The following is a 14,043-nucleotide window of genomic DNA, read 5'->3' as shown; positions in this document are numbered from 1 at the left end:
GGGCCGGGCTTGTCCCGGCCATCCGCGTCTTCGTCATGCTGTGTTCAAGGCGTGGATGCTCGCCATAACGGCGGGCAGGGCGTCGATCTGCTCTTCAGAACAGGCTGAGCTGCGCCTTTTCCTTTTCCGGCTTCAGGAACAGGTCGGTGCGCAGCCGCCGCCGGGTCGCGTTGAAGCCGATGCGCTCGGCCGCCAGCTCGAAGCGCCGCCCGATCATCCAGGCATAGGGGCCGGAGCCGACCATGCGCTGGCCCCATTGCGAATCGTAGTCCTTGCCGCCGCGCGTCGAGCGGATCAGCGACATCACGTGCCGGAGCTTGTCCGGGTGATGGGTCAGCAGCCATTCCTGCACGATGTCGCGCACCTCGAGCGGCAATCTGAGCAGGACGTAGCCGGCCTCCTGCGCACCGGCTGCCTTGGCGGAATCGAGGATGCGCTCGATCTCGTGCTCGTTGATCGCCGGCACGATCGGCGCGACCAGAACCGTCACCGGGATGCCGGCTTCCGACAATCTCCTGATCGTCTCCAGCCGCTTCATTGGCGAGGCGGCGCGCGGCTCCATCCCCCGCGCGGTCTTGGGATCGAGCGTCGTCACCGAGATCGCGACCTTGGCCAGCCCCTTCGCGGCCATCGGCGCCAGGATATCGATGTCGCGCTGGACCAGCGCCGATTTGGTGACGATGCCCACGGGATGATTGAACTTCGCCAGAACCTCGAGGATCTGCCGCATGATCCGGAGTTTCTTCTCGATGGGCTGGTAGGCGTCGGTATTGGTGCCGATCGCGATGGTGCGCGGCTGGTAGGAGGGGGCGGAAAGCTCCTTCTCCAGCAGCGCCGCCGCGTCGGGCTTGGCCGTCAGCTTGCTCTCGAAGTCGAGGCCCGGCGACAGCCCGAGATAGGCATGGGTCGGCCGCGCGAAGCAGTAGACGCAGCCATGCTCGCAGCCGCGATAGGGGTTGATCGAGCGGTCGAAGGAGATGTCGGGCGAGTCGTTGCGCGTGATGATGTTGCGCGCCTTCTCATAGGCGATCTCCGTCTTGAACGGCGGCAGTTCCTCCAGCGAGCCCCAGCCATCATCCTCCGCGACGCGCTGTTCGGCCTCGTAGCGCCCGCCGGGGTTGATGGTGGCGCCGCGCCCGCGGCGCCGTTCCGGGTCGATGCGGCTGCCGACATAGGCCATCGGGTCGGCAGGCGCGACGATCGGAGCGGAGATGCTCGCCGTCTGCCCGTCATGCCGCTTGAGCGCGCGGGGCGCCTTCGGCTGCGAGGTTGGTTTTGGCTGAAGCATGATCGAGAGCCGTATCGCTGATCGGAATCATCGTCGCTGATGGGCGCTATTGTGAACATAACGAGAACAAAGCGCAAGCGGCAGGATTGCGGCGTGCTGCGCTGCCGCATAAGACTCTGCGTATGCTCACAGCCGTGATCAGGGCAGACGGTTCCCCGCAAGCACTTGCCGCCACGCTCTCCGTGCTGGTCCCGGCCGTGGCCGAAGGCTTTTTGGGGCATGCCGTGATCGTCGACCCGGCGGGCAACCTCGAGATCGAGCGCATCGCCGATGCGACGGGAGCCCGCTATCTCAGCGGCGGGGGCGAGGCCTGGCAACGCGGCGCGGGCGAGGCGCGGGGCGACTGGATCGTTCTGCTCGATGCCGGAGACGTGCCTCAGACGCATTGGGTGGAGACGGCGGAGCGCCATCTCCTGCTGGCATCCGGGCAGCCGGCGCTGATTCCGCTGGAGGGCGGGGTGGCTTCCCTGCGGGAGCGCGCTGCCGTCGCCTTCGCCGGCCGGCAGCTCCGGCCCGGGCTGATCCTGCCGAAGGCGGCGGCACAGGCCGGGCGGCTGGGGCGGCGGCCGAAACGCCTGCCGGTGCGGCGGGCCAGGGCCGGCTAGAGCGGCTGCGGGCGCCCGTCACGGGGAAGGGGCGGACGCTGCCTTTTGTCGCAAGAATCCGGGCCGGAGCGGCGCCTCTCGGCATGGCAAGCGCTATGTGGCGTTGCGTCAAACTTGTGCATCGCAACATAAATCCCTATCTTCCGCCTGCCCGAAGCACCTCACCGATTGAAAGGAGAGACTCATGCTTGATCGGCACGATTCCGATGGCGCGCTCGAGACCGAGTGCGAGCAGGCGGAAGATCGCGAGGAGCGGCAGGACGAAACGGAGACGTTTTCGCCCCGCGAGCACCAGCAAGGATTCTGGAGCTGAAGCCAGATCCGGCCGGGCTGACTGAGCCCGGTCAGTGATTGTGTCTCTCCGCTGTCGAAGGAGGGCGCCTGGCCCAATCGGATCGCCCTGCCATCCGATCGGACGAGGCGCTGGACGCGTCACGAAGACGAAGCGGAGGGCTGAATGCAGCCCTCCGCCCCAAAATCCAGGCATCGAGATCAGCCCCACCGAGCTTTTCCGGTGGGGCTCTGCGGATCACCAGCGGTCGTAGTAGTGGCGGCGGTAGCCATGGGCCGGCGCCCAGGGCGGCGGTCCGCCATAGCGGGGGCCGTAGCCATATCCGCGCCCATAGCCATACCCATAGCCACGGTCGTAGCCATAGCCGCCGCGCCCATAGCGCTGCCGCTCCAGATTCTGCTGGATGATCATCATCCGCTCGCGCTTCGCCGCACTGGCGGTGAAGGCGGCGGGCAGTCCGTCGAGCTGCTGCGCGACGGCTGGCGCAAGCGCCTCGCTGGCCAGCGCCGTGGGGGTGTGCAGAACGGTCGCGGTTGCCGCGCTGGCCACGAGGGCCGCAGCGATCACAAGCCGACGCATGGGATTCTCCTTCTTCAAGTCTCGCCCACTTGAGCAGGTCCATGAGTAACGCAGGATGAACGGCGCGGTTCGGCCGGCGGGAAGGGCTTCCCGCTGCACGGGGCGTTTCCCGGCTGCAGGCCTCCGTCGAGATTGCGATGGCCGGGAAAGCGGTTCACAGCTTCCGGCGATGATCGGCATCACCCTCCACACCGCGTCGGAAGCGCGCCCGTTCTGGCTCCTGGTCGACAGGGCGGCCGGGCTCGAAGCCTCGTCCTCGATCCGTGCCCTGGGCTATCCACCGCATGTCACGCTGGTGCGCTATACGGGCACCTCTCCCGATCTATTGCGTGATGCCGCGGGGCTGCTCGAGACGGAGGCGCCGTTCTCGCTGACCTTCGATCGCGTCGGCATTTTCGACGTCGATCCGATCGTTCTGTGGCTGTCGCCGCAGCGCGACCGGCGCCTCGTCGATCTGCACGCGAAGATTCATAGGGTGGTCGACCCGGCGCTGTGCGATCCGCATTATCGCCCGGAGCAATGGCGGCCGCACCTGACGCTTGCCATGGCCATCCCCCGGACTGAGCGTGAGCGGGCGCTTGCACTCGTCGCGCAGCGCTTTGAACCGTTCAGCCTGGTCTTCGATGTCGCCGAATGCGTCGCCTGGCCGCCGATTCGCGTCCTGAGCACGCTGCGGCTCGGCGGCTGAGCCCCATCCCGCGGCTGGTGCGCCTACACCTGGTTCCGGAACGTGTCGCAGCTCTGCATCGAGCCCGACTGGAAGCCGATATTGAACCACTTCGTCCGCTGCGCCGAGGAGCCATGGGTGAAGGAATCGGGCACGACAACGCCCTGCGAGGCGCGCTGCAGCTTGTCGTCGCCGATGGCGGAGGCGGTGCGGATCGCCTCCTCGATGTCGCCCTGGTCGAGCCGGCCCATCGCCTGGATGTTATGCGCCCAGACACCGGCGAAGCAGTCCGCCTGCAGCTCGATTCGGACCGAGATCGCGTTCGCATCGCGTTCGGAGGAGCGTTCGCGGATCTGGTTGGCCTTGGGCAGGATGCCGAGCAGGTTCTGGATGTGGTGGCCGACCTCGTGGCCGATCACATAGGCATAGGCGAAGTCGCCGCCGCCACCGAGCTTGCGCTGCATCTCCTGGAAGAAGGAGGTGTCGAGATAGACCCGCTTGTCGACCGGGCAATAGAACGGCCCCATCGCCGACTGGGCCGTGCCGCAGCCCGAGCGATCGATGCCGGAGAACAGCACCAGCCGCGGCGCCTGGTAGCGCATGTTGGCCTGCTGCGGCAGCACCTTCGACCAGACGTCCTCATTCTGCGCCAGGACGGCGGAGACGAAGCGGCCCATCTCGTCCTGCGGCGGGCCGGAGGAGCGGCGCGTCTCCTGCGTCTGCTGGCGCCCGCCGATGCCGCCGATCATCTCCGCCCCGCCGATCAGCAGGCGGGGATCGATGCCGAGCGCCCAACCGAGCAGGCCGAGCACGACCATCGTGCCGATGCCGATGCCGCCGCGCCCGCCCGGCATGCCGGCGAAGCCGCCGCCACCACCGCTGCCGCGCCGGTCCTCGAGGTTCTCGGACTGGCGATAGTCTTCCCACTGCATGGACGGTTCCTCGACGAAACTCCCCGCAATCTCGCCAAGAGCGGCGGGGAACTCAAGTCGTCTTTGCACCCACCCGGCTGAACGCCGGCTGACCGCGCTCAGTGGTAGCCGCTGTCGGCCCTGACCTTGCCGCGGAAGGTCCAGTACACGAAGGCCGTGTAGAACAGGATCATCGGCAGCAGGAACGAGACCCCGATCAAGACGAAGATGTGAGAGGAGGGCGCTGCGGCCGCATCCCAGATCGTCACGTCCGGCGGCACGAGATAGGGGAAATTCGAGATCGACAGCCCCAGGAAGCAGAGCAGGAAGATCGCGATGGTCAGCGCGAAGGGCGTGAACTCATGCGCGCCGTGGAGCCGCCGCCAGGCCAGGTAGCCGCACAGCGCCGTCAGCACCGGGAAGGGCCAGAGCCAGGCGAGATTGGCCGGGGTGAACCAGCGCTCGGCGATGCGCGGATGCGCATAGGGGGTCCATAGCGAGACCAGGGCGGCGAAGGCCAGCAGGCCGATCAGCAGCGTCTTCGCCTGGCGCCGCGCCCGTTCGGCGACGGGGCCCTCGGTCTTGAAGACAAGCCAGGTCGCGCCGAGCAGGGCGTAGCCGACGACGACGCCGGCGCCGCACATCACCGTGAACGGCGTCAGCCAGTCGAAGGGGCCGCCCGCGAACTGGCCGTTCTCGACCTTGATGCCCTGGATCAGCCCACCGAGCACGAGGCCCTGCGCGAAGGCGGCCACCGTCGACCCCAGCCAGAAGGCGAGGTCCCAGCGCCGGTGATGCGGCTTGGCCACCCAGCGGAACTCGAAGGCGACGCCGCGGAAGATCAGCGCCAGCAGCATCAGGATGATCGGGATGTAGAAGGCCGGCATGATGATGGCGTAGGCCTGCGGGAAGGCGACCCAGAGGCCGCCTCCGCCCAGCACCAGCCAGGTCTCGTTGCCGTCCCAGAAGGGCGCGACCGAGTTCATCATTTGATCGCGCTCGCCTTCCTCCTTCGTTGTCGGAAACAGGATGGCGATGCCGAGGTCGAAGCCGTCGAGCACGACATAGAGCATCACGGCGGTGCCGATCAGCCCGGCCCAGATCACGGGGAGATACCATTCCATGGCCTGTCTCCTCAGATCGCCGGCTGGATCTTGTCGTCGCCGGGGTGGCCGTCGCCGAAGATCGCGGCGGCTTCGCCCTGCGCCGCCTTGAGCGTGCGCTTCGACGGCTGTTCGGGCGGGTCCTCGCCGGATATCTCGTCCGGTCCCTTGTCGATCAGCCTGTTGATCAGCAGGATTCCGGCGGTGAACACGACCGAATAGACGCAGACGAACAGGGCGAGCGAGATCGCGACCTGTGTCGTCGTCACCGGCGAGACTGCGTCGGCGGAGCGGATGATGCCTGTCGCCAGCCAGGGCTGGCGGCCGACCTCGGTGACGAACCAGCCCGCCAGGATGGCGAGGAAGCCCGCCGGCCAGGAATACTGTGCGATCCAGAGCCAGCGCCGCGATTCGAACACCGTGCCCTTGCGCCAGAGCCAGGCGCCGACCCAGCCGAACAGGATCATCAGCACGCCGATCCCGACCATCGCCCGGAAGGCGAAGAAGGGGATCAGGACGGGCGGGCGGTCCTGCGGCGCGAAATCCTTCAGGCTCGGGAACAGCGCGTCCATGCTGCCATGGGTCAGCAGGCTGGCGACGCCGGGGATCGAGATCTCGAAGCGGTTGAGCTCGGCCTTCTCGTCGGGCCAGCCGAAGAGCACGAGGGCGCCCGGCTTCGAGGAATCCCAATGCGCCTCGATCGCGGCGAGCTTGGCCGGCTGGTAGGTCGCGGTGTCGCGGCCGTGGAAGTCGCCGATCACGGCCTGGAGCGGCGCGGTCAGCGCGATCATCAGGATCGCCATGCGCACCATCGTCTTGGCCGATTCGGTGCGGTGCCCGGCGAGCAGATGGCGCGCGCCGGTCGCCAGCACGACGAAGGCGGTCGTCAGATAGGCCGCGGTCATCATATGGGCGAAGCGCAGCGGGAAGGTCGGGCTGAAGACGATCTTCATCCAGTCGACCGGATAGGCGACGCCGTCGCGCACCTCATGCCCGACCGGGTACTGCATCCAGCTGTTGGCGGAGAGGATCCAGAAGCCCGAGAGCGCCGTGCCGCCGGCGACGATCACCGCCGAGGTGAAGTGCAGCCAGGGCGGCACCCGCTTCCAGCCGAACAGCATCACGCCGAGGAAGGAGGCCTCGAGGAAGAAGGCCGAGAGCACCTCGTAGCCGATCAGCGGGCCGACGATGTTGCCGACGGCCGTCGAGAACCGGCTCCAGTTCGTGCCGAACTGATAGGACAGCACGATGCCGGAGACCACGCCCATCGCGAAGGACACCGCGAAGATCTTGGTCCAGAACCGGGCGAGCAGGTGGAACTTCTGGTCTCCTGTCTTCAGCCAGAGGCCGAGCAGCGTCGCGATATAGGCCGAGAGCCCGATCGTGAAGGCCGGGAAGACGATGTGGAAGGAGACAGTGAAGGCGAACTGGAGGCGTGAGAGCAGAAAGGCATCGATGACCATCGCAGAACTCCTCCGGCCACGCCAAGACGGCGCTGGGTTCCGCCCGCTGGGGCGCTTCTGGATGTGATCTAATGTGAGCTTGCCCTGCTCGGCGCCTGCGCGCAACGTCGCTGCGTCAATTCTTCCCGTCGAGCGCCGCCCTGAGCGCGCGCAGGTCGCGCCAGGACAGGCGCTTGTCGAGCGGCCGGCGCAGCAGATAGGCCGGGTGCAGCGTCGCGATCGCGCGGATGCGCCGCGCGCCGGTGTCGTACTCCACCCATTTGCCGCGCGAGGCCATGATCCCCTTGAAGCCGAGCAGGCCCTGCGCCGAAGGCGCGCCGACGCAGACCAGGATGTCGGGGTCGGCAAGTTCGATCTGGCGCTGGATGAAGGGCAGGCAGATCGCCACCTCCTGCGGCGTCGGCGTGCGGTTGCCCGGCGGGCGCCAGGGCAGCAGGTTGGCGATGTAGACGTCGTTCTGGCGGTTGAGCCCGATCGCGGCCAGCATGCGGTCGAGCAACTGCCCGGAGCGCCCGACGAAGGGCAGGCCGAGCCGGTCCTCGTCGGCGCCCGGCGCTTCGCCGACCATCATCACCCGGCCCTCGGGATTGCCGTCGGCGAAGACGAGGTTCTTGGCGGTGGCTTTCAGCGCGCAGCCCTCGAACTTGGCCAGCGCTTCCTTCAATTCGTCGAGCGTGCGCGCCTCGCGGGCGAGGGCCTTGGCGCTGACGGTCGCGTCGTCGGGCGCAGTCGCGGCCGCCGCGATCGGCCGGGCCGGCGCGGCCGGGCGGCCGGGCAGCGACCGCAGCTGCGGCCGACCGGCGCCGGCGGGCGCCGGCTCGGCGAAATGGTTGCGCGGCGTTTCGTCGAGCGCTTCCGTGACGCCCATCTCGGCGTACCAGCTCAGGAGCTCGTAGGGGTCAGGCGCGTCGGGGCCGGCTGCATCGGACAGGCTCATGGGCGCATCCTATACGCTGCAAGGCCGCTCCGCGAGCCAACGCAGTTGCAAAATGGAACGAGCGCTTGGATAGAGGGGTTCCAGACTGAGCAGCCGCCACGCGTTGAATGAGGCGGTAAGATGGTTCATATATAAACTAATTACTGCGGCGCGGGCTGCTGGCGGAGGGCAGGATGGATCTGAAGGAAGCGCAGAGCGAACCGCGCGAGAGCATGGACTATGACGTCGTCATCGTCGGTGCGGGCCCTGCAGGTCTGGCCGCGGCGATCCGGCTGAAGCAGCTCGACGAGAACATCTCCGTCGTCGTGGTCGAGAAGGGGGCCGAGGTCGGCGCCCACATCCTTTCCGGCGCCGTGATCGACCCGATCGGCCTCGATCGGCTGGTGCCGGACTGGCGCCAAGATCCCGAGCGTCCCCTGACCACCGAGGTCAAGGAAGACGTCTTCTATTTCCTGACCCAGCCGAACGGCATCCGCTTGCCGAATTTCGGCATGCCGTCGCTGATGAACAACCACGGCAACTTCGTCGGCTCGCTCGGGCTGGTGGCGAAGTTCCTGGCGGGGCGGGCCGAGGCGCTGGGCGTCGAGATCTATCCGGGCTTCGCCGCTGCCGAGCTGCTCTACAATGAGGACGGCTCGGTTGCCGGCATCGCCACCGGCGACATGGGCATCGCCAAGGACGGCACGGTCTCCGACCGCTTCACCCGCGGCATGGAGCTGCGCGGCCGCTACACGCTGCTGGGCGAGGGCGCGCGCGGCTCGCTCTCCAAGATCGCGATCAAGAAATACGGCCTCGACGCCGGTCGCGAACCGCAGAAATACGGCATCGGCCTGAAGGAGCTCTGGCAGGTCAAGCCGGAGAAGTTCCACAAGGGCCGCGTCCAGCACTCCTTCGGCTGGCCGCTCGACAACCGCACCGGCGGGGGCTCCTTCCTCTACCATTTCGACGACAACCTCGTCGCGGTCGGCTTCGTCGTCCATCTCAACTACGAGAACCCGACGCTCTCGCCCTTCGACGAGTTCCAGCGCTTCAAGACCCACCCGTTGATCCGTGACACCTTCGAAGGCGGCAAGCGCATCTCCTATGGCTCGCGCGCCATCACCGAGGGCGGTTTCCAGTCGGTGCCGAAGCTGACCTTCCCGGGTGGCGCGCTGATCGGCTGCGCCGCCGGCTTCGTCAACGTGCCGCGGATCAAGGGCAGCCACAACGCGGTGCTCTCGGGCATGCTGGCGGCGGAGAAGCTCGTGCCGGCGCTGCAGGCGGGCCGCAGCCACGACGAGGTCGTCGAGATCGAGAACGAATGGCGCGACAGCGCCATCGGCAAGGACCTGAAGCGAGTCCGCAACGTCAAGCCGCTCTGGTCGAAGTTCGGCACGCTCGTCGGCATCGGGCTCGGCGGCATCGACATGTGGCTGAACCAGCTCTTCGGCTGGTCGCCCTTCGGCACGCTCAAGCACGGCAAGCCGGATTACGCGACGCTGAAGCCGCTCGCCGAGGTCACGCCGATCACCTATCCCAAGCCGGACGGCAAGATCTCGTTCGACAAGCTGTCCTCGGTCTTCCTGTCCTCGACCAATCATGAGGAAGACCAGCCGGCGCATCTGAAGCTGACCGATCCCTCGATCCCGATCGCGAAGAACCTGCCTGTTTATGGCGAGCCGGCCCGGCTCTACTGCCCGGCGGGCGTCTACGAGGTGGTCTATGACGACGCCGAGGCGAAGACCAATCCGCGCTTCGTGATCAACGCGCAGAACTGCGTCCACTGCAAGACCTGCGACATCAAGGACCCGGCCCAGAACATCACCTGGACGGTGCCGGAAGGCGGCGGCGGGCCAGGCTACGCGAATATGTGATCGGTGCCGCTGCCACATTCGGGCAAAGGAAAAGGGCGCGCCGCCGGCGCGCCCTTTGTCTTCTGCGGAAGGATGATCAGCCCTTGCGGACGACCGGAGCGGTCGGCTTGGGCTCGTCCTTGGCGCAGCCGGCTGCGAAGCCGGCAAGAAGGGCGACGGCGGCAAAGCTCAGAACAATCTTTTTCATTTGAATGTTCCCAGTATGAGGCGCTGCGTGAACTGCGAGCGGCCTGAATATAGGGCCGAATCGTTGAACGATGACTGCTGTTTTCTGACGTGGTTAGCAACGGCAGGCATATTTCGGTTGCTGTTGCGCCGCCGCTACGAACCTCGCCGATTCGCATGGAGCCCGGCTTGCCGGCTCGCCCGGAAACCGCCATCTTGACGGCCTACGCGAGCGATCACGGTCCGCTGGAAGAGTGCGCCCCGGAGCGGTGAGGCGGTGGACCGAGGGAGAATGGCAGTCGTGACATTTATGAAGAAGGTGCGTGCCTCCGGTACGGCTGCTGCCTTGTCGCTGTTGATGGTTCTGCCGGTGGCCGCTGCGGCCCAGGGTGCCACCGCGCCACGCTCGGCCGATTCGCTGGAGCCGGGGGACAGCCTCGAGGGCAACTATCTCGCCGCCATCGTCGCCGGCGCTTCGCGCGATCTCGGCGCGGCGTCCGTCTATCTGCGCGAGGCCGTGCGCGAGGATCCGCAGAACAACGACCTGCTGGAGCGGGCCTTCGTCGCCTTCCTGGCCGATGGCTCGATGTCCGACGCCTTCCGCGCCGCCGACAAGCTGATCCAGCAGGATCCGAGCAACGGCCTGGCGCAGCTCGTGATCGGTATCCGCTCGATCAAGCAGAAGAGCTACCAGACGGCGCGCAACCATCTCCAGCGCGGCGGACGCGGTCGCGCGGCCGACATCACCGCGACGCTGCTCTCGGCCTGGTCCTATCTCGGCTCGGGCAACTCCCGCCGTGCGATCGAGACGCTGGAACGCCTCAAGGGCGAGCCGTCCTATAATCTCTTCCGCGACTATCATGCCGGGCTGATCCTCGATGCCGCCGGCCGCAAGGCCGATGCCGAGAAACGCCTGAAATCGGCTTATGACGCCGAGAAGACCACTCTCCGGCTCGTCGATCTCTGGGCGCGTTTCCAGGCCCGCAGCGGCGATTTCAACGGCGCAGCCGAAACCTATGCCGCCTTCGACCGCCTCCTGCCGAATCACCCCGTCATCCGCGACGGCATGGCGCTGGTGGCGAAGAAGGAGGCGCCGCCGCGCCAGATCTCGACGGCGCAGCAGGGGGCAGCCGAGGTGCTCTACGGCCTCGCCAGCGCCGGCAACCGCCAGGGCGACGAGGCCGCCGCGCTGCTCTATCTGCGGATGGCGATCTATCTCGATCCCGGCCACGACCTCGCCATCCTGACGCTCGGCGACATCCTCGAGCGCGCCCGCCAGCCCGAGGACGCGGTCGCCGTCTACGAGAAGATGCCGGTCTCCTCGCCGCTGCGCCCGAATGCCGAAATCCAGGCCGGGCTCGCGCTGGAGAACCTCGGCAAGCCCGAGGAGGCGGTGAAGCATCTGGAGAAGGTCATCGCCGAGCGGCCGGACGATGTCGACGCGCTCTCCGCGCTCGGCAACATCTACCGCTCGCGCAAGCAGTTCGCGGAAGCCGCCGCCTCCTATGACAAGGCGATCGCGAAGCTCGCCTCGCCGGGCCGCGCCAACTGGGACCTGTTCTATTTCCGCGGCATCGCGCGCGAGCGCACCAACCGCTGGCCGGAGGCCGAGGCCGATCTGCGCAAGGCGCTGGAGCTCTTGCCCGATCCGCTCGGGCGCGAGCGCGCGCTGGTGCTGAACTATCTCGGCTATTCGCTGGTCGACAAGCACCTCAAGCTCGACGAAGGGCTCGACATGCTGCGCCGGGCCGTCGAGCTCAGGCCGCGTGACGGCTACATCATCGATTCGCTCGGCTGGGCCTATTACCGCCTCGGCCGCTACGAGGACGCCTCGCGCGAGATCGAGCGCGCCATGGAGCTGCGCCCCTCGGACCCGGTGATCAACGATCATCTCGGTGACGTCTACTGGCGCACCGGCCGGCAGCTCGAGGCGAAGTTCCAGTGGAACCACGCCCGCGATCTCAAGCCCGAGCCCGAGGACCTGCCCAAGATCCTGCGCAAGATCGAGCGCGGGCTGGAGGACCCCTCCGCCAACGCCGTCGACGACGCCAAGAAGGACGGCGGCTGAGGCGAGCTGCCTCGCCGGGGATGAGCGGGTTCGGCCGTGGCTCTACCGCTGACGACGCGCGCGCGCGCCAAGGTCAATCTCGACCTGCGGGTCCTGGGCCGGCGCGCCGACGGCTATCACGAGCTTGAAAGCCTCGTCGCCTTCGCCGGCGTCGGCGACCTGCTGACGCTGGATCCCGGAGCGCCGCTCTCCCTCTCGATCGCGGGCCCGCGCGCCGAAGGGCTGGCCGTGGATGACGGCAACCTCGTCCTGCGCGCTGCCGGCGCGCTGGCGGCCGCGCGCCCCGGCCTGCGGCTCGGGCGCTTCCATCTCGTCAAGCGGCTGCCGGTGGCGTCGGGGATCGGCGGCGGCTCGGCCGATGCGGCCGCGGCGCTGCGCCTGCTCGCCCGCCTGAACGGCATCGCGCTGACCGATCCGCTGTTGCACGTCATCGCCGCGCGGGTCGGTGCCGATGTCCCGGTCTGCCTCGATTCGCGGACAAGGCTGATGGCGGGGATCGGCGAACGGCTCGGGCCGCAGCTGCGCCTGCCCCCGCTCTTCGCCGTGCTGGTCAATCCGGGCGTGGCGGTGGAAACTGCGGCGGTATTCCGCGCGCTCGGCCTTGCGCCCGGGCAGCGATTGGCCTCGGCCGGCACCATGTCCAGCACGGTTCCGACCTCCGCGCCGGAACTGCTCGGCAAGCTTGCCGCATCGGGGAATGATCTCGCAGCGCCGGCCCGCAGCGTCGCTCCCGCGATCGACGCGGTGCTGGAGCGTCTCTCCGGCCTGCCGGGATGCCGGCTCGCCCGTATGTCCGGTTCCGGCGCGACCTGCTTCGCGCTGTTCGACGATTGCGGCGCCAGCGCCGTAGCCGCAAAGGCGCTGCAGCGCGAGCGGCCGGGCTGGTGGATCAAGCCGACCGTTTTTCGCTGATCGTCATTGCGAGTGAATCGCGACTTTTCCTTCTCCCCTTGGGGGAGAAGGATTCGCTCGCCTCAGTGCGCCCGCGCGACGCAGAAATCGACGGCCGCGTTGAGCGCCTGCTTCATCGGCGAGGCGGGGAAGAGGCCGAGCGCGTCCTTGGCCATGTTCGCATAATGCTCGGCGCGGGCGATGGTGTCGTCGAGCGCGCGATGGCGGCGCATGATCGCCTGCGCCTCCTCGAGATCGCCGTCGCGGATCTCGCCGTCCTGCAGCGTGCGCTTCCAGAAGGCGCGCTCCGCTTCGCCGCCGCGCCGGAAGGAGAGCACGACGGGCAAGGTGATCTTGCCCTCGCGGAAATCGTCGCCGGTGTTCTTGCCGAGCTTGGCCGCGACGCCGCCATAGTCGAGCGCGTCGTCGATGAGCTGGAAGGCGATGCCGAGATTGAGGCCATAGCTGCGGCAGGCGGCTGCGTCGGCCTTGGAAGAACCGGCGATCACCGGCCCGACCTCGCAGGCGGCGGCGAAGAGTTCGGCCGTCTTGCCGCGGATCACCGCGAGATACTCGTCCTCGGTCGTCTCGGTGTTCTTGGCGACCGAAAGCTGGAAGACCTCGCCTTCCGCGATCACCGCCGCGGCGGTGGAGAGGATGTCGAGCGCACGCAGCGAGCCGACCTCGACCATCATCTTGAAGGCCTGGCCGAGCAGGAAGTCGCCGACCAGAACGCTCGCCTCGTTGCCCCAGAGCATGCGGGCCGCGAGCTTGCCGCGGCGCATGTCGCTCTCGTCGACGACGTCGTCATGCAGCAGGGTGGCGGTGTGCATGAACTCGACCGAGGCCGCGAGCTTGACGTGACCCTCGCCCTGGTAGCCGCAGAGATTGGCCATGGCGAGCGTCAGCATCGGCCGCAGGCGCTTGCCACCCGAGGAGATCAGGTGGTTGGCGACCTCGGGGATCATCGTCACGTCGGAGCCGGTCCGCGACAAAATCATCGCGTTGACGCGTTCCATGTCGGCGCGCGTCAGGCCGACCAGCGGCTCGATGCTCGCCTGATTCGATTCCCGTTCCTCGAGGGATACGACGATACCCACTGAACGATCTCCGGGTCAGTTCCTGAGCCCGCTCCGGTCGGCTTGCGCCGTAAGCCGATCGGAATGGGCCCAACCTTGCGATGAGAGACGGATACGCCGACCAGGTCGGCTCGACCTCATC

Annotated in this window: 13 protein-coding genes; 6 read left to right on the top strand and 7 right to left on the bottom strand. The window is 67.6% G+C overall.

The window, feature by feature from the left end; all coding sequences use genetic code 11:
- Positions 1-94 precede the first annotated feature (94 nt).
- Complete coding sequence (locus B5Y19_RS08425; RefSeq protein WP_079591335.1) at positions 95-1,288, bottom strand: PA0069 family radical SAM protein; 1,194 nt, start codon at positions 1,286-1,288, stop codon at positions 95-97.
- A gap of 122 nt (positions 1,289-1,410) precedes the next feature.
- On the opposite strand from B5Y19_RS08425, the gene B5Y19_RS26060 reads away from it, so the two are divergent.
- Both B5Y19_RS26060 and B5Y19_RS26595 read left to right on the top strand, forming a co-directional pair.
- Positions 1,411-1,893 (top strand): glycosyltransferase family 2 protein, encoded by a 483-nt coding sequence (locus tag B5Y19_RS26060; RefSeq protein WP_055727064.1) that lies wholly within the window; start codon positions 1,411-1,413, stop codon positions 1,891-1,893.
- Between the two features lie 184 nt (positions 1,894-2,077).
- Complete coding sequence (locus B5Y19_RS26595) at positions 2,078-2,206, top strand: hypothetical protein (RefSeq protein WP_280174379.1); 129 nt, start codon at positions 2,078-2,080, stop codon at positions 2,204-2,206.
- 216 nt (positions 2,207-2,422) lie between these two features.
- Here the strand turns inward: B5Y19_RS26595 and B5Y19_RS08415 are convergent, their stop codons facing one another.
- Positions 2,423-2,764, bottom strand: a complete 342-nt coding sequence (locus tag B5Y19_RS08415; protein WP_055727063.1) for a hypothetical protein — start codon at positions 2,762-2,764, stop codon at positions 2,423-2,425.
- A gap of 169 nt (positions 2,765-2,933) precedes the next feature.
- Here B5Y19_RS08415 and B5Y19_RS08410 point away from each other — a divergent pair, with 169 nt between their 5' ends.
- Positions 2,934-3,452 (top strand): 2'-5' RNA ligase family protein, encoded by a 519-nt coding sequence (locus B5Y19_RS08410; RefSeq protein ID WP_055727062.1) that lies wholly within the window; start codon positions 2,934-2,936, stop codon positions 3,450-3,452.
- A 23-nt stretch (positions 3,453-3,475) separates the two neighbouring features.
- Here the strand turns inward: B5Y19_RS08410 and ypfJ are convergent, their stop codons facing one another.
- From ypfJ to B5Y19_RS08390, 4 genes are all read right to left on the bottom strand, one after another.
- Positions 3,476-4,363, bottom strand: a complete 888-nt coding sequence (gene ypfJ, locus B5Y19_RS08405; RefSeq protein WP_055727061.1) for a KPN_02809 family neutral zinc metallopeptidase — start codon at positions 4,361-4,363, stop codon at positions 3,476-3,478.
- Between the two features lie 98 nt (positions 4,364-4,461).
- Positions 4,462-5,466 carry a cytochrome d ubiquinol oxidase subunit II gene (gene cydB, locus B5Y19_RS08400; protein ID WP_079591332.1) on the bottom strand — a complete coding sequence of 335 codons (1,005 nt, stop codon included), beginning with the start codon at positions 5,464-5,466 and terminating at the stop codon, positions 4,462-4,464.
- An 11-nt stretch (positions 5,467-5,477) separates the two neighbouring features.
- Positions 5,478-6,908, bottom strand: coding sequence for a cytochrome ubiquinol oxidase subunit I (locus tag B5Y19_RS08395; protein WP_055727059.1), 1,431 nt, complete (start codon positions 6,906-6,908; stop codon positions 5,478-5,480).
- Positions 6,909-7,023: 115 nt separating this feature from the next.
- Positions 7,024-7,845, bottom strand: coding sequence for a uracil-DNA glycosylase (locus B5Y19_RS08390; protein ID WP_079591331.1), 822 nt, complete (start codon positions 7,843-7,845; stop codon positions 7,024-7,026).
- Positions 7,846-8,024: 179 nt separating this feature from the next.
- Between B5Y19_RS08390 and B5Y19_RS08385 the strand changes: the two genes are divergently transcribed.
- From B5Y19_RS08385 to B5Y19_RS08375, 3 genes are all read left to right on the top strand, one after another.
- A complete protein-coding gene (locus B5Y19_RS08385; RefSeq protein ID WP_411914149.1) occupies positions 8,025-9,698 on the top strand; it encodes an electron transfer flavoprotein-ubiquinone oxidoreductase in 1,674 nt (557 codons plus the stop codon).
- A 475-nt stretch (positions 9,699-10,173) separates the two neighbouring features.
- Entirely contained in the window at positions 10,174-11,931 is a 1,758-nt protein-coding gene (locus tag B5Y19_RS08380) for a tetratricopeptide repeat protein (protein WP_139384345.1), read from the top strand.
- Between the two features lie 36 nt (positions 11,932-11,967).
- Positions 11,968-12,843 (top strand): 4-(cytidine 5'-diphospho)-2-C-methyl-D-erythritol kinase, encoded by an 876-nt coding sequence (locus tag B5Y19_RS08375; protein ID WP_055727101.1) that lies wholly within the window; start codon positions 11,968-11,970, stop codon positions 12,841-12,843.
- A 62-nt stretch (positions 12,844-12,905) separates the two neighbouring features.
- Here B5Y19_RS08375 and B5Y19_RS08370 read toward each other — a convergent pair whose 3' ends face one another.
- Entirely contained in the window at positions 12,906-13,922 is a 1,017-nt protein-coding gene (locus B5Y19_RS08370) for a polyprenyl synthetase family protein (protein WP_055727102.1), read from the bottom strand.
- Positions 13,923-14,043 lie beyond the last annotated feature (121 nt).

The sequence above is a fragment of the Allobosea thiooxidans genome (assembly GCF_900168195.1).
Taxonomy (GTDB): domain Bacteria; phylum Pseudomonadota; class Alphaproteobacteria; order Rhizobiales; family Beijerinckiaceae; genus Allobosea; species Allobosea thiooxidans.
Note: the sequence above shows the minus strand (reverse complement) of the source record. Positions and strands in the feature narration are given on the sequence as shown.

What these genes read in the sequence shown, in the direction of transcription:
- B5Y19_RS08425 (WP_079591335.1), bottom strand. Translation starts at nt 1,288, where the DNA reads ATGCTTCAGCCAAAACCAACCTCGCAGCCGAAGGCGCCCCGCGCGCTC.
- B5Y19_RS26060 (WP_055727064.1), top strand. Translation starts at nt 1,411, where the DNA reads ATGCTCACAGCCGTGATCAGGGCAGACGGTTCCCCGCAAGCACTTGCC.
- B5Y19_RS26595 (WP_280174379.1), top strand. Translation starts at nt 2,078, where the DNA reads ATGCTTGATCGGCACGATTCCGATGGCGCGCTCGAGACCGAGTGCGAG.
- B5Y19_RS08415 (WP_055727063.1), bottom strand. Translation starts at nt 2,764, where the DNA reads ATGCGTCGGCTTGTGATCGCTGCGGCCCTCGTGGCCAGCGCGGCAACC.
- B5Y19_RS08410 (WP_055727062.1), top strand. Translation starts at nt 2,934, where the DNA reads ATGATCGGCATCACCCTCCACACCGCGTCGGAAGCGCGCCCGTTCTGG.
- ypfJ (WP_055727061.1), bottom strand. Translation starts at nt 4,363, where the DNA reads ATGCAGTGGGAAGACTATCGCCAGTCCGAGAACCTCGAGGACCGGCGC.
- cydB (WP_079591332.1), bottom strand. Translation starts at nt 5,466, where the DNA reads ATGGAATGGTATCTCCCCGTGATCTGGGCCGGGCTGATCGGCACCGCC.
- B5Y19_RS08395 (WP_055727059.1), bottom strand. Translation starts at nt 6,908, where the DNA reads ATGGTCATCGATGCCTTTCTGCTCTCACGCCTCCAGTTCGCCTTCACT.
- B5Y19_RS08390 (WP_079591331.1), bottom strand. Translation starts at nt 7,845, where the DNA reads ATGAGCCTGTCCGATGCAGCCGGCCCCGACGCGCCTGACCCCTACGAG.
- B5Y19_RS08380 (WP_139384345.1), top strand. Translation starts at nt 10,174, where the DNA reads ATGAAGAAGGTGCGTGCCTCCGGTACGGCTGCTGCCTTGTCGCTGTTG.